General features: G+C 59.9%; 26 protein-coding genes, 1 tRNA gene and 2 pseudogenes. 14 read left to right on the forward strand and 15 right to left on the reverse strand.

Going from position 1 to position 24,005, the window contains the following annotated elements; translation table 11 throughout:
* The first annotated feature begins 21 nt into the window (after positions 1–21).
* The gene (locus ACVENA_RS19710) at positions 22–2,112 is read left to right on the forward strand and encodes a TonB-dependent siderophore receptor (protein ID WP_241942227.1); all 2,091 of its coding nucleotides are present in this window, start codon (positions 22–24) and stop codon (positions 2,110–2,112) included.
* Between the two features lie 14 nt (positions 2,113–2,126).
* The gene (locus ACVENA_RS19715) at positions 2,127–2,999 is read left to right on the forward strand and encodes a DJ-1/PfpI family protein (RefSeq protein WP_241942226.1); all 873 of its coding nucleotides are present in this window, start codon (positions 2,127–2,129) and stop codon (positions 2,997–2,999) included.
* A 326-nt stretch (positions 3,000–3,325) separates the two neighbouring features.
* Here ACVENA_RS19715 and ACVENA_RS19720 read toward each other — a convergent pair.
* A pseudogene (locus ACVENA_RS19720) lies at positions 3,326–3,795 on the reverse strand (transposase); the annotation flags it as partial.
* Between the two features lie 109 nt (positions 3,796–3,904).
* Here ACVENA_RS19720 and ACVENA_RS19725 point away from each other — a divergent pair.
* From ACVENA_RS19725 to ACVENA_RS19740, 4 genes are all read left to right on the forward strand, one after another.
* A tRNA-Leu gene (locus ACVENA_RS19725) sits at positions 3,905–3,988 on the forward strand.
* A gap of 361 nt (positions 3,989–4,349) precedes the next feature.
* Complete coding sequence (locus tag ACVENA_RS19730; protein ID WP_449326753.1) at positions 4,350–4,961, forward strand: LmrA/YxaF family transcription factor; 612 nt, start codon at positions 4,350–4,352, stop codon at positions 4,959–4,961.
* Positions 4,958–6,802 (forward strand): alpha/beta fold hydrolase, encoded by a 1,845-nt coding sequence (locus ACVENA_RS19735; protein ID WP_449326754.1) that lies wholly within the window; start codon positions 4,958–4,960, stop codon positions 6,800–6,802. The genes ACVENA_RS19730 and ACVENA_RS19735 overlap by 4 nt, the downstream gene beginning before the upstream one ends.
* 51 nt (positions 6,803–6,853) lie before the next feature.
* Positions 6,854–7,312: a DoxX family protein gene (locus ACVENA_RS19740; protein WP_449326755.1), complete on the forward strand. Its 459-nt coding sequence runs from the start codon at positions 6,854–6,856 to the stop codon at positions 7,310–7,312.
* 250 nt (positions 7,313–7,562) lie between these two features.
* On the opposite strand, the gene ACVENA_RS19745 is transcribed toward ACVENA_RS19740, so the two are convergent.
* The 3 genes and pseudogenes from ACVENA_RS19745 to ACVENA_RS19755 all read right to left on the reverse strand — a co-directional run.
* Positions 7,563–8,159 carry a class I SAM-dependent methyltransferase gene (locus ACVENA_RS19745; protein WP_449326756.1) on the reverse strand — a complete coding sequence of 199 codons (597 nt, stop codon included), beginning with the start codon at positions 8,157–8,159 and terminating at the stop codon, positions 7,563–7,565.
* A 71-nt stretch (positions 8,160–8,230) separates the two neighbouring features.
* Positions 8,231–8,458 (reverse strand): LysR substrate-binding domain-containing protein, encoded by a 228-nt coding sequence (locus tag ACVENA_RS19750; protein WP_449328972.1) that lies wholly within the window; start codon positions 8,456–8,458, stop codon positions 8,231–8,233.
* Between the two features lie 45 nt (positions 8,459–8,503).
* A pseudogene (locus ACVENA_RS19755) lies at positions 8,504–8,932 on the reverse strand (IS3 family transposase); the annotation flags it as partial.
* A gap of 160 nt (positions 8,933–9,092) precedes the next feature.
* Between ACVENA_RS19755 and istA the strand changes: the two are divergent.
* Both istA and istB read left to right on the forward strand, forming a co-directional pair.
* Entirely contained in the window at positions 9,093–10,334 is a 1,242-nt protein-coding gene (gene istA, locus ACVENA_RS19760) for an IS21 family transposase (protein WP_053554353.1), read from the forward strand.
* Positions 10,331–11,176, forward strand: coding sequence for an IS21-like element helper ATPase IstB (istB, locus tag ACVENA_RS19765; protein WP_053554354.1), 846 nt, complete (start codon positions 10,331–10,333; stop codon positions 11,174–11,176). Before istA ends, istB begins: the two co-directional genes overlap by 4 nt.
* A 184-nt stretch (positions 11,177–11,360) precedes the next feature.
* Here istB and ACVENA_RS19770 read toward each other — a convergent pair whose 3' ends face one another.
* The 3 genes from ACVENA_RS19770 to ACVENA_RS19780 form a co-directional block, all read right to left on the reverse strand.
* On the reverse strand, positions 11,361–11,669 hold the full coding sequence (locus ACVENA_RS19770) for a transposase (RefSeq protein WP_158501145.1): 309 nt from the start codon (positions 11,667–11,669) through the stop codon (positions 11,361–11,363).
* A gap of 104 nt (positions 11,670–11,773) precedes the next feature.
* A complete protein-coding gene (locus ACVENA_RS19775; protein ID WP_449326757.1) occupies positions 11,774–12,124 on the reverse strand; it encodes a hypothetical protein in 351 nt (116 codons plus the stop codon).
* A 307-nt stretch (positions 12,125–12,431) separates the two neighbouring features.
* The gene (locus ACVENA_RS19780; protein WP_449326758.1) at positions 12,432–13,994 is read right to left on the reverse strand and encodes an FAD-dependent oxidoreductase; all 1,563 of its coding nucleotides are present in this window, start codon (positions 13,992–13,994) and stop codon (positions 12,432–12,434) included.
* A gap of 47 nt (positions 13,995–14,041) precedes the next feature.
* Here ACVENA_RS19780 and ACVENA_RS19785 point away from each other — a divergent pair, with 47 nt between their 5' ends.
* Positions 14,042–14,539: a MarR family winged helix-turn-helix transcriptional regulator gene (locus tag ACVENA_RS19785; RefSeq protein ID WP_449326759.1), complete on the forward strand. Its 498-nt coding sequence runs from the start codon at positions 14,042–14,044 to the stop codon at positions 14,537–14,539.
* Positions 14,540–14,866: 327 nt separating this feature from the next.
* Here ACVENA_RS19785 and ACVENA_RS19790 read toward each other — a convergent pair whose 3' ends face one another.
* Entirely contained in the window at positions 14,867–15,322 is a 456-nt protein-coding gene (locus tag ACVENA_RS19790) for an Rrf2 family transcriptional regulator (protein WP_449326760.1), read from the reverse strand.
* Between ACVENA_RS19790 and ACVENA_RS19795 the strand changes: the two genes are divergently transcribed.
* A complete protein-coding gene (locus ACVENA_RS19795; RefSeq protein ID WP_449326761.1) occupies positions 15,231–16,187 on the forward strand; it encodes a class I SAM-dependent methyltransferase in 957 nt (318 codons plus the stop codon). The two genes, ACVENA_RS19790 and ACVENA_RS19795, sit on opposite strands and share 92 nt — an antisense overlap.
* A 410-nt stretch (positions 16,188–16,597) precedes the next feature.
* Positions 16,598–17,341, forward strand: coding sequence for a hypothetical protein (locus ACVENA_RS19800; RefSeq protein ID WP_257546813.1), 744 nt, complete (start codon positions 16,598–16,600; stop codon positions 17,339–17,341).
* A gap of 23 nt (positions 17,342–17,364) precedes the next feature.
* Here ACVENA_RS19800 and ACVENA_RS19805 read toward each other — a convergent pair whose 3' ends face one another.
* The 4 genes from ACVENA_RS19805 to ACVENA_RS19820 form a co-directional block, all read right to left on the reverse strand.
* Positions 17,365–18,057, reverse strand: a complete 693-nt coding sequence (locus tag ACVENA_RS19805) for a DMP19 family protein (RefSeq protein ID WP_449326762.1) — start codon at positions 18,055–18,057, stop codon at positions 17,365–17,367.
* Positions 18,058–18,173: 116 nt separating this feature from the next.
* On the reverse strand, positions 18,174–18,557 hold the full coding sequence (locus ACVENA_RS19810; protein WP_257546809.1) for a DUF4189 domain-containing protein: 384 nt from the start codon (positions 18,555–18,557) through the stop codon (positions 18,174–18,176).
* 74 nt (positions 18,558–18,631) lie between these two features.
* Complete coding sequence (locus ACVENA_RS19815; RefSeq protein ID WP_257546807.1) at positions 18,632–18,982, reverse strand: hypothetical protein; 351 nt, start codon at positions 18,980–18,982, stop codon at positions 18,632–18,634.
* Positions 18,983–19,080: 98 nt separating this feature from the next.
* Positions 19,081–19,446: a response regulator transcription factor gene (locus ACVENA_RS19820; RefSeq protein WP_257546805.1), complete on the reverse strand. Its 366-nt coding sequence runs from the start codon at positions 19,444–19,446 to the stop codon at positions 19,081–19,083.
* Between the two features lie 380 nt (positions 19,447–19,826).
* Between ACVENA_RS19820 and ACVENA_RS19825 the strand changes: the two genes are divergently transcribed.
* From ACVENA_RS19825 to ACVENA_RS19835, 3 genes are all read left to right on the forward strand, one after another.
* Positions 19,827–20,600, forward strand: coding sequence for a LytR/AlgR family response regulator transcription factor (locus tag ACVENA_RS19825; RefSeq protein WP_449326763.1), 774 nt, complete (start codon positions 19,827–19,829; stop codon positions 20,598–20,600).
* 247 nt (positions 20,601–20,847) lie between these two features.
* The gene (locus ACVENA_RS19830; RefSeq protein ID WP_449326764.1) at positions 20,848–21,765 is read left to right on the forward strand and encodes an alpha/beta fold hydrolase; all 918 of its coding nucleotides are present in this window, start codon (positions 20,848–20,850) and stop codon (positions 21,763–21,765) included.
* A 169-nt stretch (positions 21,766–21,934) separates the two neighbouring features.
* Positions 21,935–22,369: a hypothetical protein gene (locus ACVENA_RS19835; RefSeq protein ID WP_449326765.1), complete on the forward strand. Its 435-nt coding sequence runs from the start codon at positions 21,935–21,937 to the stop codon at positions 22,367–22,369.
* On the opposite strand, the gene ACVENA_RS19840 is transcribed toward ACVENA_RS19835, so the two are convergent.
* The 3 genes from ACVENA_RS19840 to ACVENA_RS19850 all read right to left on the reverse strand — a co-directional run bounded on the left by ACVENA_RS19840 (position 22,352) and on the right by ACVENA_RS19850 (position 23,997).
* On the reverse strand, positions 22,352–22,801 hold the full coding sequence (locus ACVENA_RS19840) for a response regulator transcription factor (protein ID WP_257546796.1): 450 nt from the start codon (positions 22,799–22,801) through the stop codon (positions 22,352–22,354). The two genes, ACVENA_RS19835 and ACVENA_RS19840, sit on opposite strands and share 18 nt — an antisense overlap.
* Before the next feature lie 108 nt (positions 22,802–22,909).
* On the reverse strand, positions 22,910–23,581 hold the full coding sequence (locus tag ACVENA_RS19845; RefSeq protein WP_257546794.1) for a DUF4386 domain-containing protein: 672 nt from the start codon (positions 23,579–23,581) through the stop codon (positions 22,910–22,912).
* Positions 23,578–23,997 (reverse strand): DUF6326 family protein, encoded by a 420-nt coding sequence (locus tag ACVENA_RS19850; protein WP_257546792.1) that lies wholly within the window; start codon positions 23,995–23,997, stop codon positions 23,578–23,580. Before ACVENA_RS19850 ends, ACVENA_RS19845 begins: the two co-directional genes overlap by 4 nt.
* Positions 23,998–24,005 lie beyond the last annotated feature (8 nt).

The raw sequence follows: 24,005 nt of genomic DNA on the forward strand, positions 1-24,005 counted from the left end.
TTCATTGAACAAGGGAACACCATGAGGACTTCACTAATCGCACTCGCGGCCACGCTCGTCACTGCACCGCCCGCGATGGCGCAAAGCGCCGAGCAATCGACAGGCTGGACCCCCGGCGAGATCGTCGTCACCGCTCACAAGGATGATGGCTACAGCGCCCAAGACGCGGCGACGCTGCGCACGCCCGTTTCCCTGCTGGAAACGCCGCAATCGGTTCAGGTGCTGACGCGGACGTTGATCGACGAACAGGACCTGACGACGCTGGCAGATGCCGTGCGCAACATTTCCGGCGTCGTGCCCGCCCTGCCTTCCGAAGCCGTGCTGGTCAATCCGATTGTCAGGGGCTTTGAGTCCGAAGTCTATCTCGACGGCCTGCCGCTCTATGGCGACACGGCAGCCTCCGATCCGTCAAGCCTGGTCAGTGTCGAGCGGATCGAGGTAGCCAAGGGGCCGACTTCGCAACTGTTCGGCGGCGGAACTGGCGCGCCGGTTGGCGGTCTGATCAACGTGGTCAGCGCGAGCCCACAAGCCGATGCTTCCTATCGCGCGAGCTTTCGCACAGGCAGTTTCTCCACGTTGCAACCGTCGGTTGATATCAACCAGCCAATTGGCCGAAATGTCGCAATCCGGATCGCAGGCGAATACCTCGACGCCAAGGATGCGATTGATGCTGTCACCAACGAACGCCTGACGCTCGCACCTGCGCTTCGGATCGGCTTTGATGATACCAGCCTGATCGTGAGGGCCAATTACAGCCGGATCAAACAGCTCGAATATTCGGGCATTCCCTTCGCCATGGCGGGCGCTCCGGGTGTCGATCCCTATCATTTCTCTGGTGCCAAGGATGCCCCCAAGACGGAGATCGAGAACCTGACGCTAACCGGTGTGTTTACGCACCGACTATCCGAGAATGTCACGGCCAAGCTCCAGGTTCGCAATTACCACAGCCGGTTAGACGAATATGGCAGCTTCCCCTATCTGGCGTTCTATCCGCCGATGGGGACCGTCTATCCGATCATCACGGGATACCTGCCGGTCAAGGTCGATGAATGGTCATTCGATGGCAGCCTGACCGCCACGTTTGCAACCGGCGGGATAGAGCATGTGCTTATCGCGGGCGCGCAATATGACATGGTCGATTACGACGGGGCGATGGGCTTCAACTTCTTCCCGGTTGGCCTGCTGGACTATTCCGACCGCAACAGTAACGTTCCCTTCGGGCCGACGTCATTCGCAACAGACAAGTTCGTCAACGCCTATCGCACGCTTGGTTTCTACGCTCAGGACCAGATGACGATCGGTGATCGCATCCACGTGCTTGCGGGCCTTCGTTACAGCAGGATGGAAATTACCGAGAGCCTGAACGGCTTTTCCAGCCCGAAACACAGCTTCAACCGGGTTGATCCGCGCGTCGGTGTTACAATCGATGTGGTCGATGGTGTTTCGCTCTTTGCGGGCTATGCCACGGGATCGCGTCTGTCGGTGTTCTTCAACCCGCTGGCCATTCCCACAACACCTGAAACCTCGGAAAGCTGGGAGGGCGGTCTCAAGTTCGGCCTCAAGGACATCGGGCTTTCCGGCACGATTGCCGCGTTTCACCAGAACCGCAACAATGTGCCGCTTACCGATCCGTTCTTCGTAACCCGCCAGGTCGGGCAGCAGCGCGCGCAGGGCGTGGAGGCAGACCTGATCTGGGAACCGAGCAAGAGCTTTTCCCTGCTCGCGAGCTACGCATACACCGATGCGAAGGTCACCAGGGACCAGTTCACGCCCGCCAATGTGGGTGAGCACCTTTCCCGTGTGCCTGAACACAGCGGGCGCATCGCCGTGCGCTACCGCTTCACTGAGGGGGCGCTGAACGGATTGGGGCTGGGTCTCGGCATGACGGCTGCCTCGGGATCGCATGTCACCTTGCCCAACAGCGTCAAGACTAAAGGCTATGCGGTGTTCGATGCCCAGGCGAGCTACGAAACCGGACCATTCCGGATTGGCGTTTCGGTCAGCAACATCTTCGACCGGACCTATTTTACGCCATACCAGTACCTTGGCCAGCCCGTCGTGCGTCCAGGTACTCCGCGCGCCGCTTTCGTGACGCTTGGCGTCAGCTATTGATCGGAGAAGCACCCATGGACACCAATCGCCGCGCCCTCTTGCAGGGCATTACCGGGGCAGCCCTGCTCGCGCCCTATCTCGCAATCGAAAAGGCTATGGCGGCCCAGGCTGCCGAAGGAACAGCTCCGGCTGCTCCCGCCGAAGCCGCGGCAGAAGCCCAGCATGACCAGCACATGGAGGCGATGAGCCGGGTGCTGGGGCCTGGCCTGTGGGGGCAGGAGCAGATCGCTATGCTCCTTTACCCCAAGTTCACTGCGCTCGATCTTGTCGGCCCGCACTACTTCTTCGCCTGCATGTTCGGCGCCAAAGTCCACCTCGTCACCACTGAGAAGGACCTGTCTCCGGTCATGTCGGACCTCGGCCTGGCGATCACGCCGACGATGACCATGGCCGATGCGCCAAGGGATCTCGACGTGCTGTTCGTGCCCGGCGGCACGGAGGGAACACTATCGGTCATGGGCCGTGCCGACACCATGGCGTGGATCAGGGACCGGGCTTCGCGTGCCAAGCACATTACCAGCGTTTGCACTGGCTCGATGGTGCTGGCGAAGGCCGGATTGCTAAAGGGCAGGAAGGCCACGTCGCATTGGGTGACGCGCGATGTGCTGGCTGACTTCGGGGCGATCCCGACCAATGAGCGCGTGACCAAGGATGGCAACATCCTGACTGGGGCTGGGGTGTCGGCAGGGCTCGATTTCGCGATCGCTCTGGTCGAAATGCTCCGGGGCAGAGCCTATGCCGAGGCGCTGGTGCTTCAGGGCGAATACGCCCCGAATCCCCCGATAAAGGGCGGCACGCTGGCCACCACGTCGGAACCTGTCGGACAGATGATGAACGACATGTTCGCGCCGGTTGCGGAGATGTTCCGGGACATGGCGAAGAGTTAGACAATTCGCCAAGACCAGAAGCAAGCCGTCGGCGTCATTGTCGGACTGGCTGGCGAAAATTCGTGTGTGGTCTCTCCGGGCAGCCTGCCATGAATCGCCCAGGTAAGTCTCGTGCCGATTGCCAGCCTCTGCGTCACCGCTCTTTGCTGCGGCGTATCCTGGGTGGCTGTCACTTGAGCGGACGTCGGTGTGGATGACCACTTCCGGAAAGTTCGCAGGCCAAGGCAGCCGGGTGGAAAATTCGTCATTCATCGGCTCAACCTCCCTATTGGCTTTCTGAAAGGCCAGAACTGGATCGTGCGCCAGCGTGAACCACTTGGCGAAGGCTGATAGCCGTAACGACCGTAGTCCTTCGCCAGTGCGATGATGTCGGCGGTCAGGCGCTGCTCGTTGGCATCGTCCCTCGGCGGATGGCGCTGGGTCGAACGATGCTGGCCAAGCACCTTGCAGGTCCGCCGTTCCGATACCGGCAATGCGCGACGGACCTGCTCGATCGCCTCACGGCGACGGGAGGGGCTCAAAAAGTCAGCTTCGACGCCTCTTGCAGGATCGCCTTGTCAAGCGCGAGGTCGGCCACCAGCTTCTTAAGTCGCGCATTCTCACGCTCCAGATCTTTCATCCGACGCGCCTGATCGACCTTCAGGCCGCCATACTCCTTGCGCCACCGATACAGCGTCTGTTCCGCAATCCCGATTTGGCGACAGGCTTCAACCGCTGTGCCGCCTCGTCCCGCAATCACGTCTACTTCACGCAGCTTCGAGATGATCTGCTCCGGTGTAAACCGCTGGCGTCCCATACATTTTTCCAATCCATCGCCCCGCAGGGCTCTCTTCAGAATTGGACCAGTTTTTCCAAGGCAGACCATATAGGTGCAGAGAGCCTGGGCTACTAACGGCGGCAAAAGTGCGGGCGTGGCGAAACGGTAGACGCAGCGGATTCAAAATCCGCCGTAGCAATACGTGTCGGTTCGAGTCCGACCGCCCGCACCAATTCTTGGAGCTTCCTTCCGAAGCCAAACGTCCCCGCCTCGCATCTGGTCGGGTGCGCTCAGCATCAGGCAGGATTCGTCCTGCGCGGTCTTTGATTGTTTGAGAGCTGCGCCTCGTCCGTCACCAAATTCCGACGTCGCATAGCGTGCCACAGCGGGTTAGATCGTAGAATCGGTGTTCCGTCTCTCTTCCCGCTAAATCTTGATGCCCCGCAACGGGACCGATGCTCTTCCTACGCCGGCATCTGCTCGGCCGTATGATTGTGCTGGCGATGCGTTAGGGTGCCGATGGTCGCTGCGCTGATTTCAACGCCCGGTGGCTGACCGGTTGAAAAATATATAGACTGGTCTATTATTTCTGCATGGCAGTTACCAAAGGTGACCGAACGAGAGCGCGACTGATTGAGTCGATGCTCGAATTGATCCAGGCGAAAGGCTATTCCGGGACAGGCCTGAATGCCGTGAATGAGCACGCTGGTACGCCTAAAGGCTCTCTCTACTTCCATTTTCCAGAAGGGAAGGAAGCCCTGGGACAGGAGGCGGTGGAACTGGCTGCTGCCCGGTTCGGAATACTGATCCAAGAAGCGGCAGCCCAGGCAAAAACGCCTAGCGACGTGATCATACGAGCGATCGACATCTTGGCGGCGATGCTGACGGAAAGCGACTTCCAGCTTGGCTGTCCGATTTCCGTCGTCACCCTGGACATGGGTGCAGAGAGCGAGCGGTTACGGACCACTTGCGCGGCTGCGTACCAGTCTTGGATCGGGCCACTCACGGAATTTCTAACATCGTGCGGCCATTCAGGTGCCGCGGCTCGCGCATTGGCGACCACCGTAGTCAGTACGGTCGAGGGAGCCATCATAGTCTCGCGCGCTCAACATAGCGTCGAACCGCTTCGCTTGTCGGCACAGGTGCTCTCGGCTTTCCTCGATAGCGGCGTCACGATCAGCCCGGAAAAAGGAAGTGCCGCTTGAGCAGCACCGGCCGCCACGCCCTGGTCTTTGGCGCGTCGGGACTGATCGGGCGCCACTTGGTTCTCGCGCTTCACGCGGCTGGCGTGCGTGTGAGCACCGCCAGTCGAAGCACAGCTTCCTTTGCTCGGTTGCGAGCCTGGCTAGCGAACCACGGGCTGGATGATGCGCCAACAGATCTTCGGGTCGATTTCGATGCAGATCATCCTCTCGGCACGAAGAGTGCTGCATGGGAGGACATAACCGAGATCCACAATTGCGCTGGCTCGTATCAATTCGGAATGGGTATCGAAGAGGCGCGTCACGCCAATGTCGGAAGCGTAGAGGCGGTTCTTTGCGTTGCTGCCATGCTACCGAAGCTTCGGCGCGTCGTGCATGTCTCGGGCTATCGGGTCGGCGGCCAGAACCCTAAACAGGTCCCTTGGGACCGCGCGCTTACCGAACGTACATATCGCGCGCTTGGTGCATACGAAGCATCGAAGGTTGAGAGCGACGCGGTATTCCAGGCACGAGCAAACGAGCTGAATATCCCGTGGTCTATCGTGAACCCGTCGAGCGTGATCGGTGACAGCGGGACTGGCGAATCTGACCAGTTTCTGGGCCTGGCGGGAAGCGTAAAGGAGATTTGGCAGGGCACCATGAGCGCCTTGCCCGGAAATGCGCGGACGTTCGTGCCCGTCGTCGCCGTGGACCATGTGGCGCGCTTCATGGCGATGCTTCCGACCGATGCGGAAACTGTCGGTCAATCCTATTGGCTGCTCGATGATCGAACACCGGCTCTTCCTGATCTTCTCACCCGGATAGGTCGACACTTCGGCGTCAGTGTTCCCCGAATTCGAATACCAGTCCCGGTTATCAAGATGCTGCCGCGGAGCATCATCAAAGCCGATCCGGAAACGCTGACCTTCCTATCGGAAGATCGCTACCCAACCGAGCCGGCTCGAATGCTCGCCGCGCGGCACGGTTTGGAGATGCCGGATACGATGACGACCATCTTTCGATGGGCGGACCATCTCGCCGCACAGCGATTTGGCGACGCTGCGGGGCCGGACCGGCACTTCACGGATATTGCGGGAATCCGCTCGTTCGAGCTGGGCCATGCCGGTGCGCGGGTCATTTTGCCCGGTTTGCCGATCAACGCCGATAGCTGGGCAACTGTCGCCGAGGCGATCGGCGGCACGCGCGTAATAGACTTGCCCGGCCTTGGGATGAGCGGTGGAACCAGTCCGCGCGACTGGGCCACATGGTTAGACGCGCTGGTTGGAAACAGTGAGCCGATACACCTCATCGGACACTCAATCGGCGCCGCCGCAGCCTTGGAGGCGGCTGCAAGGCGCCCGGACCGGGTCACGCGTCTCACGCTGGTTTCACCATTCTTCCTTCAGCCGCCGGGCGGATTGTCCACACGGATCATACCTCTCATAGCGGCCTATCTCCGGCGAACGAACCACCTGGCATTGGCTCGGCGGCTCACTGGGCGGGACGATGACGCCGACCGGCTTCGATCAAGCGTTGCCGACTTGCGGCGCGGAAAGACGTCATGGCGTGTTGCAACGCTTCTGGCGCATGCGTCCAATCCGCGTTGGCGGGGCGACTTGCTGCAGAAGCTCGTCCAGTATCAGGGATACGTAAATCTCATCGTCGGCGCGAACGATCCGCTGACCGAAAAATGCCGACGATCTCTCAGCTCGATTTCTCGTATCTCCGTGGCGACCATCCCCGGAGCCGGGCATCATCCGCACATCACTCATCCGGGCGAAGTCGCGCGAGCAATCCTGGAGAATTCGATGAAGGCTGAGGCCAGAGCGAACGGTGTCAACCTGGATTCGGAGCGCTGCTTGTAGCAGCTCGCAACGTAATCATAGCGTAACCACTTGATACTTTAGGCAGGTTCCATGATTTTCTTCATTATGCTGGCAATGATAACTGCTATTTCCTGCTTGGTTCAATTTATCGGGAGCGGCTCTGTCGCGGTTCCGTCCGCAATGCAGTGGGGAATGAGCCTCAGTCTCATATTTTTTGGAATCGATCATCTTCGCACACCGGGCCGCTATCTTCCGATGCTGCCGGCTATTGTGCCTGCCCCCCGCAAGGTCGTGCTGGTAACCGGTCTTTGCGAATTAGCTGGAGCGATAGGTTTGGCGATTCCGGCTTTGCGAAATCCGGCTGCATGGGCGCTTGCTGTGTATTTCGTTTGCGTGTTTCCAGCAAATATCAAGAATGCCATCAAAGGCCTCGATGCCGATGGATTGCCGTCGGCAAGAGCATATTATTGGTTTCGTCTTCTCCTGCAGCCCATCGCCGTTTGGTGGCCGCTCTACGCAGCAGAGATAACCTCCTGGCCGTTCAAATAGGCATTGGGGGCTGGCCACCCGTGGCCGGCTTGGTGAACGCAGCGAAATTAAGCTCAACTCTGCGAAAATGCAGGTTTGGTCGCGGCCAGCAGGAGGATGGGAGGACGTCGCAGCGTTTCTTCCAGCATGGGACGTGCGTCCAGGAATTCCGGCAGTGGCTTTGGTTCACCCAGATGGTCCAAGGCGAAGCCCGCGACGAGCAGCGTGTTGACGTAGGTCTCGACCGTTCGGTGAAATTTTCGAACGCCGTCTACAAACCATGAAGTGCTGCGTTCTCCTCCCGCTGATAGTGGTCCACAGGCCAAGCAGCGAGATTCCCACCGGCATCCCTGATCCAGCCGACGGGATGAGCCGTGCAGATGGGATGCTCGACGGAAAAGATGAATCGTCCTTCAGGCGAAAGGGCGTTGAACACCTTCCGCGTGACAGCCGCATATTCCTCGACATAGTGCAGCGCCATGGACGAGACGACCAGGTCGAATTGCCCATGCCTTGGTGAGAAATCCTCGATTGAACTTTTCAAATAAAGGATGTTGTCATCCGTGGTTAGGCGCTTTGCCTCGGAGATCATGTTCTCCGATACGTCCAAGGCTGTGACTGAGTGGGCGCCTTGGCTGCGGGCGTGCCGAGCGAAGTCTCCGAAGCCGCAGCCGATGTCCAGAATGTGCTTTCCCGACAGATCCGGCAGAAGCGCACGAAGAGCAGGAACTTCGAGCGCCCCGTTCAGGCCGGTGTCGTTCTGGCGTAAGCGCCTGTAACCTTCAAAGAAGATGGGTTCGTCGTAGATATTCTGAGGGGCGTGTTTGCTGCGCTGGCTATCGATCGGATGGTCATCACTCTCCGTCATTGCTGCATCTCTCTCGGTAGGTTGTTGCTGTTATTTAGAAAAATATCCGTTCCGAATGTCGTGGATGGCGTTCAAACCAGGAAATGCTCCGTCAAATAGTCCACAAACACCTTGACGTTGAGAGCGAGACTTCTGCGGGCACGAAACAAGGCATGAATGTCGGCCCGGTCGCGGTGGTAATGGGGAAAGAGTCGGATCAGACGACCATTCTCCACATCGTCGGCCACGAGAAAGCTCGGCAACCAGCCGATACCCGCTCCGCCCAGCAGTGCAATGCGCAGCGCGGCGGGGTCGTTCACTGACAGCCGGGGTGTGACATCGACCTCGACGGTGCCATCCGGCCCATCGACCTTCCAGCTTTTCGACCCAGGAAGCCTGTTCACACGGCCGAAGCGGTGCTCGACGGTGGCGGTCATGAGGTCGCGCACATCCTCGGCAGATATGCCGGCAGTGGTGGCAACAAAGCCCATCGCCTCGCGATCGCAGCAGTCCAGAGAGAAGGCGACTCGCACCTTCTCGCCGTTGTCGCAGCCGATTTCGAAGCCGTCGGAGCACCAGCGGGTGTTGCGAGTATCGACGGCGACGCGCCCATCGTGGCGACGCTCGTCCGCCTTGCCGCTATGGCGCTGGAGCAGCAGGCCATGCACCTTCATCACCCGGTAGACCCGCTTGGCATTGGGCGCAGATGGCCCGCCATTGCGCGCCTGCCGCCGCAGGAGCGCGTGGATCCGGCGGTAGCCATAGGTCGGCAGCTCGGCGATCAGGGCCTGAATACGCTGTCGATACCGGATGTATTCTCCCCAGAAGTGCCGAATGAAAATTCCCCAGTTTGAGGTGAGCGCCAATTCGCTCCGGGGCTAGCCCCGGAGCGAATTGGCAACGACCCGCACGGATCCCTCCTATGCTTGCCCGGATTGGCGGGAGGCGTGGCAGGTGATCAGACTTGAGGAAATTGTCATGATCCATGACTTGAAGCGGCAGGGGCTGTCGGTGTCGGCGATTGCGCGGCAGACGGGCCTTGATCGAAAGACGGTACGCAAACACCTGGCCGGCGGCGTGAAGGCGCCGGTGTACAAGCCCCGGCCACCCCGTCCGCGGGAGCTGGAACCCTACGAACCATATCTTCGCGATCGCATCGCGTTATATCCTGGGTTGTCTGGCAAGCGTCTCTTCCGCGAAATCGCTGCGATGGGGTTCAAGGGCGGCTACACGACCGTCACGGACTTCCTGCGCCAGATGCGGCCGCCGCGAGTGGTCCCGTTCGAGCGGCGCTTCGAAACACCCGCGGGACGGCAGGCCCAGGTGGACTTCGCCCAGTTCAAGGTGGCGTTCAGCGATGAGCCGGGCGTGACCCGGATCTTCTGGCTGTTCTCGATGGTGTTGGGTCATAGCCGCTGGCTGTGGGGTCGGTTCTGTCCGACCCAGGATCTGCAGACGGTGATGCGCTGCCACATCGACGCCTTCGATGCGATGGGCGGTGCCCCGTCCGAGGTGCTTTACGACCGCATGAAAACCGCTGTGATCGATGAGGATGCCGAGGGTATTGTGATCTACAATCGGTCGCTGGTGGCCTTGCTGGATCATTACGGCGCTTTGCCGCGTGCATGCAGGCCCTATCGGGCGAAAACCAAGGGCAAGATCGAACGGCCCTACCGCTACATCCGTCAGGACTTCTTCCTTGGACGCACCTTCTGCAACGCTGATGACCTGAACAGGCAGTTCCGCGAATGGCTGGACACGGTCGCGAATGTTCGGTTGCATGCCACGACCCGGCGGATCGTCAGCGAGCACTTTGCCGAGGAGCAACCGGTCCTGACGGCCTTGCCTGCGGCCCCATACAATGCGGTGCTCACGATCGAGCGGCGAGTCAGCCATGAAGGCATGGTATCGGTTGGCGGCAATCTCTACTCGGTGCCCGACGCTACGCGCAAACGGGTCGTGGAGGTGCAGAATCATCCCCGTGAGATCAGGATCTTCGAGGATCGCAAGCTGATCGCGGTGCATCCCGTTCTCGATGGACGCAATCAGCGCCGGGTTGATCCTTCCCACCGGCGGCTCGCTCCGCCTCGCGCGGCAACAGTGCCGCCGCCTGCAGGGCTTGAGATTACCAGGCGCTCGCTGGGCTTCTACGAGGCGGTAGGACGGCGACTGGCCGGCAGCGAGGTACGGCCATGACGGAGATCATCGACCGCATCCGCACGAGCCTGGTTGGCCTGAGAATGCCCCGCGCGCTCGAGGTACTTGATCATACCATGCGGTGTCTGGAGCGCGGCGAAATGACCGCGCTTGAAGCCATCGATGTCTTGCTCTCGCATGAGTATGGCAATCGGGAAAGCAGGCGCTTCACTGTCGGGCTCAAGACCTCACGGCTCATGCCCATGAAAACCCTCGAAGGCTTCGACTTCTCGTTCCAGCCTTCGCTGGATCGCGGCCGCATCCTCGCACTGGCGCAGCTCGACTTTATCGAGCGCGGCGAGGTGGTCCATCTGCTGGGACCGCCGGGCACAGGCAAGAGCCATCTGGCGACAGCCTTGGGCGCAGAGGCTGTTCGCGCTGGCAAGCGTGTTTACCGCGCCAGTCTGGCTGAGGTGATCGACATGCTGGTGCGTGCCGAGCGTGACGGACGGCTTCCCGAACGGCTCAGGTTCTTCAACCGGAACACTCTCCTTATCGTCGATGAGATCGGCTACCTCCCGGTTACGCCCGGCGGTGCCAACCTCTTCTTCCAGCTGGTCAACTCCCGTTACGAAAAGGGGGCGATGATCCTCACATCCAACCGCGGCTTTGCGGAATGGGGCGAGGTGTTCGGCGATCCGGTGGTGGCAACGGCGCTGCTCGATCGCTTGCTGCACCATGCCATCGTGATCCAGATCGAGGGCGCCAGTTACCGCTTGCGCGCGCACTCCGACCTCGTGCCGGAACACACCAGAGCGATCTCAGCGATCACGCCGCCGCCGCCACCGAAAAGGCGCGGGCGGCCACCGAAGGAGCGCACGCACGATCACTGGAACGGCTGATCACCGAAAACCCAAACTGGGGAATTTTAACCCGGCACTTCCGGGGAAATATTAGTCGGCGTTGACATACGCGCGACGAGCTCTTCCTCGGGAAGCGGAGGTCTGCCGCGGCTTCGGGCAGCGGCCTTGCGTCTGGCTGACGAGAGATGCTGCCGAGACACGCCCAATGCATTTGCCACCGCGCTCACAGGTCGCCCTCCGGCAACGAGAGCGTGCGCAACGGCGTTTTTTTGGGAGCTGCCACCCGCGAGATCGCCTCGCGCAGGATTTCGTTCTCCATGGTCTTCTTGCCGAGCATGCGCTGCAGCTCGCGAACCTGGTTCTCGAGTGCACGATACTCGCTGGCCGGAACCACCTGGCCGCCGGCACGGGTAGCGGTCAGGGCGCCGCTTGCCGCCTGCCGGCGCCAGCCAAACAGCTGGTTCGGCGCCACCCCGTGCATGCGCGCCACACGCGACACGCTGTTGCCGGGCAGAAAGGTCTCTTCGACCATGCGGAGCTTCTCTTCCGGGGTCCACCGCCTACGGCGCTGAACCCCTCCGAGAACCTCCGCATGCACATAGCTCCTGGGATTACTGTCGGTCATAGGCCTCACTCTTACATAAGTGTGAGGAACTGTCCGGTCATTTTGGGGGCCGCTTCAATCTCGCCCGTCTCCGGGTTCTGCAGCGTTAGTCGAACAGCTACATCCACCGTATCGAGGGGGTGAACCTTCGACCGGTATTCCTTGAGTATGTTGTTGCGCTCGTCCTCGATGAAGTCTCTGTAGATCAGATGTGCCGGATCATTGCTCTTCCAACGACGATGCGCAGCCTTCCCAGCCCTTGCCACGGCCGGATCGGCAGATTGATCCACGTTGAGGAGGACGTGACCTACCGCTCTGAGAAGAGCCACCGCACCAGCCCAATGGACGCGCCACCGACCGGGCGCAGCCTCGTCCTGGAGCATTTCGAGTGCTAACCTACAGTCAGCCAGTACGTCGCGTGCTGCTCGGGTCATTCTGTGCTTCGTTCAGGTGCGGCTCAAGCCAACATTGTAACAGAATTGGAATGGCTACAATCGCGCAGTCCCTCAAACGACGATCAGCCAGTTCTCATCTTCGTCATCTTGGGTGCGCCATATCGCCGAAGGCGCAGAAATCGCCGATTTGACCACCCACCATCTTGAACAAAAGAGAGAACCCGGCAGCGTTCAGTCGACGATGACTTGGCGGGAAGGCAGGAACGCGCGCTCATTATGCCTCCGCGTCAAAGGGTCACGACCCCTGATGGTTTGAACCGAGTATCGGCCGATTATCTTGGCGACAGCGTGCAGTTCCATCCCCGCTTCTACCCAAGCCGACTCCTTTTAAATAACTCTCAAGTGCCCCGGCTTCGTCGGAGCGGAAGATCGCACCGACATAACCATCAGGTCGAACCAGCACCCGCTCGCCAGGTGCAAGGCCATAGGCGTCGCGTAGATGGCCGCCATCATCTGAAAGCTCTTTTCGCGCTCCGACTTGATGAATGTGGAGACCACTCCGCGGTGTTGCGATTTCGCCGGTCGTTTCATAGCCAATCAGGCTCCAGTGCCCACCGGCGAACAAATCGAACAGACGCCGGGGGCAACCGGCCGCCCCGCGCAGCGGCGCGTCCGGCGCTCGGTCGCCCGCGAGCAGGATGCCGGACCGAGGCGAGGGCTCGAAGCTGAGCGCTGATTCCGGATAACCGATGTCGAGTTGATGGACTTCGCGCCCGCGGCGCATGGAACCGAGCTTCTGCGCTTCGAGCAGCTGGGTCGAGAGACCCAGCATCTCTTCCGCCACCGGCCGCCTCTCTTCCTCATAGGTATCGAGCAGCTTATCAGGCGCGCCGCCCAGCACCGCCGCCAGCTTCCAGCCGAGATTGTAAGCATCCTGAACGCTCGTATTTAGGCCTTGCCCGCCCGTGGGCGGATGGACGTGCGCGGCATCGCCGATCAGGAATATGCGGCCGATGCGGTAACGATCCGCGAGGCGGGCGCTCATAGTATAGGCTGAGGCCCACGACACCGACCGAACATGAATATCGTCGCGTCCGGTCCGCTCCGCCACCAGGGAATTGAGCGCATCGGCGGACAGGTCCGCTTCTCCTTCGATCGGGATTGCTCCCTGGATCTGAAACAAATCGGTCCCGGCGAGCGGACAGATCGACATCAGCCGCCGCTTATCGCCGACATGATATTGATGCCAAGCGTCACGGCTTAGGCCGACCAAATCGACATCGGCCACCATCGCACGCGCGCCCAATGTCTTGCCGGGAAAGTCGATGCCGAGGGCGCTACGGATGAAGCTGCGGCCACCGTCGGCCCCAATCAGATATGGAACATGAACCAGCTCCTCGCCGCCGGGGCCGACAAGACGCGCCGCGACGCCATCCTCTCCCTGCTCGAAGCCGACCAGCTCGCACCCGAACTCGACACGGCCGCCAAGCTCGACCAGGCGTTCGCGCAGCACTCGCTCGGTCAGGAACTGCGGGAGCATTAGGGGGAAGTGGAAAGGCTCGGCCGGCGTTGCTGGTTCGACTTCGAGGGCAGTATCCGTGTGGCTGCCGTCGTCATGATATTCGCGTATCGGCGGGTAGACACCGCCGGTAGCAACGAGCCGGTCAAGCACCCCTAGATCCTCGAACACTTCCTGCGATCGTGGCTGGATACCCTTGCCGCGCGACCCGGCGAACGGTCGGGCCAGTTTCTCGATCAGCCGGAACGGCACGCCTCTTCTCGCCAGGTCGATCGCGAGGGTCAGGCCGGCGGCGCCAGCGCCGCAAATCAGGACCGCAGGCGGGCTTTGCTCTTTCATTCGAACCTCCTACGTGTATAACGCACATATCTTTGGAGGTCTACCGGATGTCAACAAATAAAGTGCATAATGCACATATCAAGGCGCTGTTTCCCTCCTTACATGCGTCACTGCTTGAGATCGTGACCGTGATGAACCGGCCGGAAAGGGACGATGAGTTGCTGGCGTTGGCAGGCCTGACGCTCGAGCGGGCGCTCTTCCCTCTGCTCGTGTTCGTCGAGCGCAAGGGACCGATCGGGGTCGTCGATCTCGCCGGCAGGGTTGGCCGCGATTACACGACCGTCAGTCGCCAGGTCGCGCGGTTGGAAGAACTCGGCCTCGTCGAGCGTCGTGCCGGGTCGGCGGACAAGCGCGTGCGCGAGGCAATTATCACACCCCGAGGAAAGTCGGCGACCGACGCTCTCGACACCGCCCGTGAGACTATGGCGCTGGAACTGTTCCACGACTGGTCTCACGAGGAGCTCAATGAGCTGGTGCGCCTCATGGAGAAGCTCGCCGAGGGCATGGCCAAAGAACCGGCACGGTCGAATCCAGACGCCGATTAGTCTTCGATGTGGGATCGCTTGTTCCGGGATGGAGGCTTATTTGCTCCATCGGGAGACGCGGCAACGAGATGATGCGGCGATCCGCGCGCCTTAATTACCTTGCGATCATCCTCGCGGTTTGGCCGAATTCGAACGCTAAAATCCGATACGAGACGGTCGATCATTGGGCAAAGACGTTATACAATGATCGACCAGTCGCATCTTCATCATCTTGGGCGCACCAAATATTCAGAAGCACGGAAATCCGCCATTTTTGGCTGAGGCCGTTCCTGAACAAAAGAGAGAACTTTGGCTGATTGTGGCGAGCGGGAGGCAATCCGCTATCGCCTAATCGACGCCGGGGAGCCGCCGCCTGGAAACACCTGCACAGCGCGCGTCGAGACCTCTGCTCAGCTCTGCGAGGCTCACCGCACCCAGCCGCTTGACCAGCAATGCCTCTGCATCGCGAAGAACATCTTCCACCGCTGTGTTGACGAGTTGCTCGACCGCGCAGTCTGGATTGGAGTGCTCGTTCCCGATCGCAAATAGCCGGGGGCCGCCAACTGCCCGATAGACATCGAGAAGTGACACGCGCTCCAGGTCGCACGCAATGACCCAGCCGCCGCCGTGGCCTTTCTCCGATCGAACATAGCCTGCATCGCGCAGCCCCGCCAATGTACGGCGAACGACGACTGGATTGGTCCCCAGCATCGTGCCGATCGTCTCCGACTTCATGGGGCCGTCATGCCGCGCCATATGGAGCAGCACGTGCAGCATTCGGGAAAGGCGGCTGTCGTTTCGCATTGGCCGATCTTCGCATGTCCCCAGCCGTTGGCAAGGGAATCGAATCATGTTACTCATTAAGTTACATGATTCGCGAGGTGCAGAAATGCGAGAGTTCGAGAACCCCGATCACTGGGACAGCGCCGCGAGCCATTATCAGCAGACCGCGCACCCCTTCACCGCGCTCTTTGCGGAGGCGGCGCTGGCGCGTCTGACCCAGACGCCTCAGAGCCGTGTTCTTGATGTGGCGACTGGCACCGGCGCGCTCGCGCTGGCAGCCGCGCGCACTGGAGCAAGCGTGCTGGCGACCGATTTCTCTCCCGGCATGGTGGGATGCGTCGCCGCTGCCGGCCTGCCCAACGTCGAAGCGCGGGTAATGGACGGACAGGCGCTCGACCTTCCCGACGCGCATTTCGATGCCGTCTTTTCGATCTTCGGCGTCATCATGTTCCCCGATTGGCGCAAGGGTTTGGCGGAGATGTGCCGGGTTACGCGGCCCGGCGGGCATGGCGTTGTCGCGACCTGGCAGGCTCGGGGGGCGGCGACCTTCCTCCTCTTGAGCCAGATCAGGCAGAAATTGTTTCCTGATCGGTCGGGTATGGCAATGCCTGAAGCCGTTCAGGCGCTGAGTGATCCGGAGGATTTCGCCCGCGCCCTCGTCGCTGCCGGCTATAGCAACCCCCGGATCGAAGCGGTAACGCATGATTATCTGCTAGACATGGCGGCGCTCGACGCACCTGATACGCTTTTCGGCATGTCCCCCGACTGGACCAGCCTGGACGAGACCGAAAAGGCCGCAGTGGTTTCCGAGGCGCGGGACAGGGCCGATGGTCGCCCGATCCTGCCAATCGCCTCAACTGCATTCATCGGCATGGCGGAACGATGAAATATCAACCGCATTTGTGCGAGCAATCGCGAGTGCTGTCATAATGACAGTTTCCGGAAACCCTGAATGAGCTGGAAAACGGTCGGGGTGAGGCGCATAGCCGCCCCAACCGTCGATCCATGACTGTTCAAACGACGATCAACCAGTTCTCATCTTCATCTTCTTGGATGCGCCATCAACAACCTTGCCAAGGTTGGGGTCGAGGGTTCGAATCCCTTCGCCCGCTCCAGTTTTCTCTCTATAATTCATATGCTTGTGCGGCCGTAGCAGCAAAACGGCTGCTTACAGTCGGCCCTAAAGCGCGCGCTGTAAGCATCGTGTAAGCGCGCCGGGGCGTTTGTATCCTGGGATGAACTGTCGCCCTCAAACGAAACTTCGAAAATGAAGGTTGGGCCGCTGCCGCCAGGTCCATGACGATGAACCGGTACGCGGGAACTGTTGCGGGATGTCCGGCCAGCCAACAGGATGATGAATTCCATCAAGGCATTGATCACCGGCTCATGTTTCGCATGCAACACGACCTGACCGGCCCGACGCGGCCGAGGGGCTATGTAGCTCAGACCGTCGTCGTGGCGGTGGCGCTGTTTGGCTTCCTGCAGGCATGTCACTTGGACCCATCAAAGGCGCTCCGCCCTATCGAAGTGAAGGCGAATCCGGCAGCACATCGCGGCAAGGCTTTGGAGTTCCGCTTTTCCGGCCTACCCGGAGCGGTTCGACTGTCCGGTGCAGAGCTCCATTTCGAGATCCAGAATCGCGAATGCGTCCCTATGGATTATGGGCGAGCTTGGGGGGGCGTGCGTCTGCCTCCCCAGTACGGCCTGCCAACCCCTGTCTCGCTCGCCTCAGACGGGGCGCTGATTGTGGACGTGCCGAAGGATGCGTTGATTGACGAGGACTATTTCGGCCTCGGCCCATGTCACTGGGCGCTCCAAAGCGTGTCGCTGCCATTTGCTTCCCAGCGAGCGCGCTTCGTTGCAAGCGTTTCGGCCGACGAGATTCTCACCGGTAAAGACCTAGTATTGCAGTATCTCGTCACCGACTACACATCCGGGGCCGAGCACCTTCCAGTCATCTTCGGCGAGCGCGCCGGTTTCTATCCTGACGGCAAAGCGCAGTTTTCACTCAAGGTCATTGTTAGAGCTGGTGAAGATTGACGAAATCTCGGCTGACACCTGCGCTACCAGCCCATCATCGTGAACCGGGCAGCAAGATGACGGGCGATACGATCCGGTCGCCAAGACGGTCGCGAGCAGGCGCGTATGACCGTTTCGGTCGCCGCCACTGCTTCCTTGCGCGGCAGTATCCGCGTTCCCGGGTATCCGACCAGCCACGCACCGGCGGCCAGACTATACTTGTTGCGCGAGCGAAAGCTGGTTCGCGTGGTCGCATTCTCGATCCATGCTCGCACGCATTCGGATTGGCATGCGACGTACGCGGAATAGCCCGGAACATCGAACTCCATGAAGTCATCATCGAAGAAGCGGTCATCCAGGCGTTTAAGCGCCTCAGGCCAGAGCTCCCATTCCGCCAGCTTGTCGCGTTCCTCTGGATTGGCATCGCTCCAGTCGCGGCATTCCGTCAGCAATCGCCCGAGTTCCGGCATGGCCAGCATCTCGCTGCCGCGCAGCGCGTGATCCACATTGGCGTCCAGCATTCCACCGGAATTGCCTATAAATTGGCAGTGTCCGCCATTGCACACCTGCGAGTAATAATAGTCCAGCGCATAGAGGTCGAAAAAATCACGCGGCAGCGCGCTGCGTGCGATGCCTCCGCGGACGATATCAGTCACATAGATCGCAAAAGCGCCCATGATTCCCGAAATGTCGTCGTTCACATCGCCCGATGCGAGAATGACGGGGAAAGGGTTCACGGATACCTCGCTGCTGGAGCACGCGCCGAACCTAGGTGGGGCGTTCTTCTTCGCTTTTCGCAGCGCTCGGCGCCTTATCGGCTAAACTCATACTGTGCACCGCGTGCCGGCGCAGGTCAGTTGAATGACGATGGGGTGCTGCACGCGGCGTACTGGATCTGGCAGTGCCGTGCCGTCTCGCTGCAACTGCGCAGCGCCAACCTGCTGGCTGCTGCAAGACTCGCCGCATAGGCGATGCCGACCTGTCGATCATCGCCCGTTGCATAGGCGGCGCATTGGTTTCGATAAGTAAGACGGATACGACACTCGCCAGCTCCGCCGCTTTCCTCGCACTGTCGCATCGCGCCTGATACGGCAGCATCTTCGCTCGCCCTGCCGCGTGTGGCGCCGAATCCGTCACCACCAAGTGCGATCGCCCCCCAGCGTGTTTCGTTTTGTTCGGATGCCGCCGCGCCTGACGCCGACATACCTGCAAGCAAGATCAATGGGATCCATTTCATATCGACATTCTAAGGCAGAAAACATGGCGCGGGGGCAACCGGCATCGCGTACCAGTGCATCGGAATGATGCTGATTATTTCGCCTTGGAAGCTTTCATCCTTCGTCTGTGGACGACAAGATAGCTGCCGCTCAAGAGCAGCCAGATCATCCCGAACGCGAATGCGCTCGACTTGCTGCGGCAAGTGATCACCGTCATGGTGGCCGAACCCGCACCATCTTCGGTGTCCGGGAGTTCGTGCGGTGACACGGAACCAGGCAGGCATTCGTTCACGGAAAATGCCGGGCCACCTCTGCCAGTAGGGGCAACGCCCGCCGCGGGATCGGTCAAATCCGACGGCGTCCAGCCCCTGAGGTCAGGGACCAGAAAGGCGAGCCCGGCGAGCACCAAGAGGCAGAATGCCGACCAAGTGACCCACAACTTCATTTCGTTCTCTGGCTCCGCATTCGTCGATGTACCGGTTCTGCGCCCCCTGCTGACAAGCCGGCATAGAAACGCAATTCTGCCCTCCCACGACCTTATTGCTAGACTTGCGCAGTTTCTATGTCGGAAGAGGGTTGATGTTTGAACAGAGCCAGTGCTGCCACCGCTTCCTGACGGTTCGATACGTCAAGCAGGCGCATGATCTGCGAAATGTGGTTGCGAATGGTGAAGTGGGACAAAGCGAGCTTGCGACCGATCTCCTTGTTCGAAAGACCCGTTGCCAACAGATCGAGAATCTCTTGCTGCCTTGGGGTCAGCTCGCGGCACCGTTCGGGCGGACTGCACCAACCGCCGATCTCCGTCATTGCAGCAGAAGCGTCAATGAACGTGACATCAAATCGATGTCCATCGGGCAGCACAGCTCGGATTTCGGGAAGAGCCGAGCGCAGGGCGTCCAGAAAGCTCACATCAGCGCCCTCCACCGTCAATTTCAGGGTGATTTGACCCGATGGTATTTTTGTCCGCGACACAGGTACGGCCTTGAGGCCGCACTGTTGCGGGCCACACCTGCGCAGCCGATGTGGTCGATGCTGGACGTTTCGGAGAGATCTTCTGAAAGTGGATTCCCTTATATTCATGCAGCGAACGTAAATCCCGCGCAGCGCAGTTCGTATGCATGAAATGACGAGCGGCATCACGAAGGTGGCTCAATGGCCAAACAAATCTACGAATGGCTATTTCTGGCAGACGAAAGGCTGACGGGATCTATTGAAAACGGGGAAGTGGCTTTGAGAAATTGCCGAAACACAAGCAGAGTTCGCGGGATCGTCCCGCCCTTGAGCGCCATATGACGGGAATGTCCGTTCTGGTTGTCGATGACGAGCCTCTCGCCCGCCGAAGGCTAGTCCGCCTGCTCGCCAAGATGGACTGGGTGGAGCGAATTGAGGAAGCAGGCAATGTAGAGCAGGCCTGCCAGCAAGCTGAAGAGCAACGGCCCGACATCCTTCTGCTAGACATACAAATGCCAGGAGGCACCGGCTTCGAAGTGCTGGAACGCCTCGCCGAGACTCCACCGGCTGTAGTGTTCGTCACGGCATTTGATCACCATGCCTTGCGCGCATTCGAAACCAATGCCGTCGATTACGTCACCAAGCCAATCGAGCCCGGACGCTTTGCAACGGCGATGGCGCGCGCACGGGATTCCGTGAAGTCGAGTTCGCAGACAGATCGGATCGCGGAGTTGCAGGAAACCGTAGCGTCGCTGAAGCAAGCCCTGAACAGCAACGAAAGACGGTCGCGCGACTTCTGGGTCAAGGCGCATGGCGAGTTTCTCCGGCTCGCGCCAGAAAACATTCTGTGGTTCGAAGCTGAGCGGGATTACGTCCGGCTTCACGTTCAGGATGCCGGCTATCTCTATCAGGCTAATCTGGCCTCGCTTGAACGCCGCCTGGATATCGACGAGTTTATGCGAATCCATCGCAGTGCTATCGTCCGGGTCGCTGCAATAGTTCGCGTGAAACCGGCACCCTTCGGAGCGTTAATCGTCGTGCTTTCCGATGGCACCGAGGTGCGCGTTGGTCGCACATATACTTCGACCGTTCGTGCCCGGCTAATTGGTTGAGAACCGAAGCGTACCAGCCGGAAGTCTGGTCGTTCAGCCATTCCGAATGCCAATCCATCAAAGCGTTCCAGACTCGATCTCGCCCCTCTCCGCCGTGACAGACAGCGATTGACGGGTTCGCCGCGAAAAACATCGCCGATTTCCAAACTGGCAAGACGGAGCAGTCATAGTCGCGCCTCTAGACTGCTGAGTGCACGATGAGCACGCTGACTCGGGAGAATATCGTGGCAGGCTTGAAAGATCCGAGATGCTGAAATGGTTGGCGTCTCGTCTGGACACGATGGGTGCCGACAGGAAAGCGGACAGCGTCCGTAACGCGTGGGCGGCCCGGTCGCGCAGCGACATCCGCTTCGCCAAAGCGAGTGGCGTGACGTTCCGATATCGGGAGGCTGGAGAAGGACGTCCGATCATCTTTGCAGCCGATCCGCCGATCACGCTCGAAGCCTATGATCAACTACTGCGAGTTTATAGTAAGGACTTCCGGATTATCGTATTCGAGCTGCCGGCGATGGGCTTTTCTGTTCCTGGATTCTGGCAGGACTTTCGTTTCCTTCAAGCCAATGACTCGCTTGCGGCGTTCGTTGATCTGATCGCGGGGGAACCGGCCTTGCTCGCTTTCTCTTGCGTGGCGGGCCTTGGCGCGCTCGACATTGCCGCCCGGTATCCCGCGCTCGTATCGCACCTGATCCAGATCCAGACGCCGAGTTGGGCTGAAGAAATACGCTGGAAGAAGGCGCGCGATCCGAAGAATGTGCTGGCGAAGCCATTTCTCGGACAGATCGCGATGAGAAGGCTGGCGCGTTCAAGAGCTCCGCGCTGGCTTGAGCTCGCCGTTGGACGGGAGGACTGTGTGCCGAGGTTCTGCGCTTGCGCAACCGATGCGCTCGACCATGGCGCCGCTTGGGCGATGGCGACCGCGTTTCAGAACTATCTGCCCGACGAGGAACCATCGCTGGCGCGCGTGGCACAGCCGACCTTGGCCATTTGGGGTAACAGCGACGGCTCGCATCGTCATACCGACCGGCAATCAAGTCTTTGGTTATGCGATCATCCAGCCAGCCGAATCGTGGAGCATGACGACCTCGGGCATTTCCCCGAGTTGGAGGATGTCGAGCTGATCCACGCCGAGATTCTGCGGTTCGTTGCCGACAATCCAGCTCAATAGGGCACGTGGCCTCACAAGCTGTGGCAAGAAACATTGCCGATTTCCAAACCGGCAAGACTGACCTGCCACGTTGCGCTTCATAACGCCTATTGCGTGCAGAAGCTTGCGTTAGCGCTGGCAGTACGCGGCTAATTCATCGCGTTTGAAGACATTGAGGACAACCAACATCATGCATAACGAACAAGTCCCTACCTTTCCGCCCATTGCGACATGGCGAATTCATTGCATTCGTCTCGTGTTCCTACTGATGGCCAGTTTCATGGGATACTTCGTGTGGCGCAATCTCCTGTTCGCATCTGCGGACGTGCCGGTTCCCCAAACTCTTTCGCGATCGATGCTGGCCGCTCTGGCGCTCTTGAGCTTGCTTGGGGTCCGCTATCCCGTCCAGATGTTGCCTCTCATGATTTACGAAGTCACCTGGAAGACCATCTGGCTCGTATTGATTGCATTCCGCGCCTGGCTGGCGGGCAAATGGACGTCCGATATCGAGAGTCTTTTCAACGACTGTATCGGGATCGTTTTGGCCTATATCTTCATGCCGTGGCGCTATGTTTGGGCGCGCTATGTGGTGCAGCCCATGGAACCGCTACGCCAAGCAAAGTAGGTGTGCGCGCAGGAACTCGCCGAGTTCCTGCCGGCACGAAAGCCCCAAGATCAACAATACCTGCGACAGGTGATTGCGGACGGTGAAATGGGAAATGCCGAGTTCGCGGCCGATGTCCTTGTTCGAAAGGCCGCGGATGGCGCCTAGTGCAATCTCGAACTGCCGCTGAGTCAGTCGATCCCGCAAGGTGGCGGCCCTTGGGAGGTCGAGCAACCATGGGCCACCCGGGTCTTTCTCGCTGGCGGGACCCTCGATTTCGATGCAGGTGGATGCCAGCTCCTTGATACGCGAAATCGCGTGCTCATCATCCGCTACCAGAACGAAGAGTCTTGATTTCCGTTCGGATCGGCATCTTGACGAGTCCGATCGGTACTGGTCGGATTTTGAGCTTCCTGCCTCCTCGAATTGGCCCGACTTGCCGATGGCGTTCATAAGCCAGACTCGCGAAAGCAAGGCGTGGACGGATGTCCGGTACAATTCAGGTCGGCATGGGAGCGCGCCGACTTTGGTGCTGAAGAGGCAAATTCCAGCATCGGCAATCTACGCCTCGACCTTGCGTATCCCGAAAACCAGCAGCCAGAGCGCCAGGGCAAGTTCACCCAGCAGGGTCGGCATCGTAAAATTTTGCGGAAGGCGTACCGCCCATTCCGGCGCTCCGAGCCACGCTAGGCTATTGATGACGTTGCACGCGCCAGCCGCAGCCACCATGATGCCCACCGCCATTGGGATGACGCGCTCACGCCAGATCAGCCAGCTCAGCAGCAAACAATACGCGCCGAAGAAGACGAGGCTGATCTTGTAGCCATCGCCATGGACACGAAGGAGCAGATACGCCGTTTCAGCGAGTGATGAGGTAGGCTGAGCCAGATCGCGTAGCCGCAAAACCATCGCTAAAAGCAGCGTGTCGCACGCGAGAACCGCGATGCCGATCAGGCTGAAAGCCGCGGCTGTCGCGCGAAGGTATGGCGAGCCTTTGCGGAAAAGGCCGTAAAGGAGAATGGTGACAACGATGTAGCAGGCCAGCATCGCAAGATCCGCAATGAGACCGAAGCGGAACAGCGTCTCGGATGCGAATACGGCCTGCGCGGTCGCGACGGCATCGCCGCGCACAAACAGCGCGCCTCGCACGAACACTTCCGCATAGACCCCGCAGACGATCGTTCCGAGATATGTCAGGCCTGCGAGCCGGGCATGTTTGGCGTCCGTCATCATTTCCCATCTCCTTCGATTGTCGCCCAGGCCCAGGCTACAAGCACGATCGAAGCGGTCAGGAGCATCTCGATGATGGCCAGAGTGATGTAAAACGGCTTCGCGCCAGGCATGCTGATCGCAATGATGGCCGTGTAGAGAACCCCGAATGTGATGTTGCTCCACCGACATACGACTGCGGGGACAAGCAATGTGGCCGCGATGAGCAGGCTGGGAACCGCCATCATCATGGAAACGGCGACGAGTATTCCGGGAGTGGCCGGACCAAGCGGCCCCATGCTTCCCTGCGCTACCGACGCCAGCTTGTTCGGGACGTAAAGCCCGAAATAGTCACCATATACGTAGCAGAACATTGTCGCCGTCCAGAGGGCGGACAACTTGAGCCGTGTCGGGACGGGACTGTCTTGAAATCTCTTCATGTATGGGG

The sequence above is a fragment of the Sphingopyxis sp. 550A genome, from assembly GCF_053569535.1.

Bases quoted from the DNA above. Each gene is read 5' to 3' on its own strand.
- ACVENA_RS19775 (WP_449326757.1), bottom strand. From the start codon at position 12,124: ATGCTCCAGGACGAGGCTGCGCCCGGTCGGTGGCGCGTCCATTGGGCT.
- ACVENA_RS19730 (WP_449326753.1), top strand. From the start codon at position 4,350: ATGGCAGTTACCAAAGGTGACCGAACGAGAGCGCGACTGATTGAGTCG.
- ACVENA_RS19850 (WP_257546792.1), bottom strand. From the start codon at position 23,997: ATGAAGAGATTTCAAGACAGTCCCGTCCCGACACGGCTCAAGTTGTCC.
- ACVENA_RS19770 (WP_158501145.1), bottom strand. From the start codon at position 11,669: ATGGTCGAAGAGACCTTTCTGCCCGGCAACAGCGTGTCGCGTGTGGCG.
- istB (WP_053554354.1), top strand. From the start codon at position 10,331: ATGACGGAGATCATCGACCGCATCCGCACGAGCCTGGTTGGCCTGAGA.
- ACVENA_RS19780 (WP_449326758.1), bottom strand. From the start codon at position 13,994: ATGAAAGAGCAAAGCCCGCCTGCGGTCCTGATTTGCGGCGCTGGCGCC.
- ACVENA_RS19790 (WP_449326760.1), bottom strand. From the start codon at position 15,322: ATGCGAAACGACAGCCGCCTTTCCCGAATGCTGCACGTGCTGCTCCAT.
- ACVENA_RS19810 (WP_257546809.1), bottom strand. From the start codon at position 18,557: ATGAAATGGATCCCATTGATCTTGCTTGCAGGTATGTCGGCGTCAGGC.
- ACVENA_RS19740 (WP_449326755.1), top strand. From the start codon at position 6,854: ATGATTTTCTTCATTATGCTGGCAATGATAACTGCTATTTCCTGCTTG.
- ACVENA_RS19815 (WP_257546807.1), bottom strand. From the start codon at position 18,982: ATGAAGTTGTGGGTCACTTGGTCGGCATTCTGCCTCTTGGTGCTCGCC.
- ACVENA_RS19835 (WP_449326765.1), top strand. From the start codon at position 21,935: ATGCATAACGAACAAGTCCCTACCTTTCCGCCCATTGCGACATGGCGA.
- ACVENA_RS19785 (WP_449326759.1), top strand. From the start codon at position 14,042: ATGTCAACAAATAAAGTGCATAATGCACATATCAAGGCGCTGTTTCCC.
- ACVENA_RS19710 (WP_241942227.1), top strand. From the start codon at position 22: ATGAGGACTTCACTAATCGCACTCGCGGCCACGCTCGTCACTGCACCG.
- ACVENA_RS19745 (WP_449326756.1), bottom strand. From the start codon at position 8,159: ATGACGGAGAGTGATGACCATCCGATCGATAGCCAGCGCAGCAAACAC.
- ACVENA_RS19825 (WP_449326763.1), top strand. From the start codon at position 19,827: ATGACGGGAATGTCCGTTCTGGTTGTCGATGACGAGCCTCTCGCCCGC.
- ACVENA_RS19845 (WP_257546794.1), bottom strand. From the start codon at position 23,581: ATGATGACGGACGCCAAACATGCCCGGCTCGCAGGCCTGACATATCTC.
- ACVENA_RS19800 (WP_257546813.1), top strand. From the start codon at position 16,598: ATGACGATGAACCGGTACGCGGGAACTGTTGCGGGATGTCCGGCCAGC.
- ACVENA_RS19840 (WP_257546796.1), bottom strand. From the start codon at position 22,801: ATGAACGCCATCGGCAAGTCGGGCCAATTCGAGGAGGCAGGAAGCTCA.
- ACVENA_RS19715 (WP_241942226.1), top strand. From the start codon at position 2,127: ATGGACACCAATCGCCGCGCCCTCTTGCAGGGCATTACCGGGGCAGCC.
- ACVENA_RS19830 (WP_449326764.1), top strand. From the start codon at position 20,848: ATGCTGAAATGGTTGGCGTCTCGTCTGGACACGATGGGTGCCGACAGG.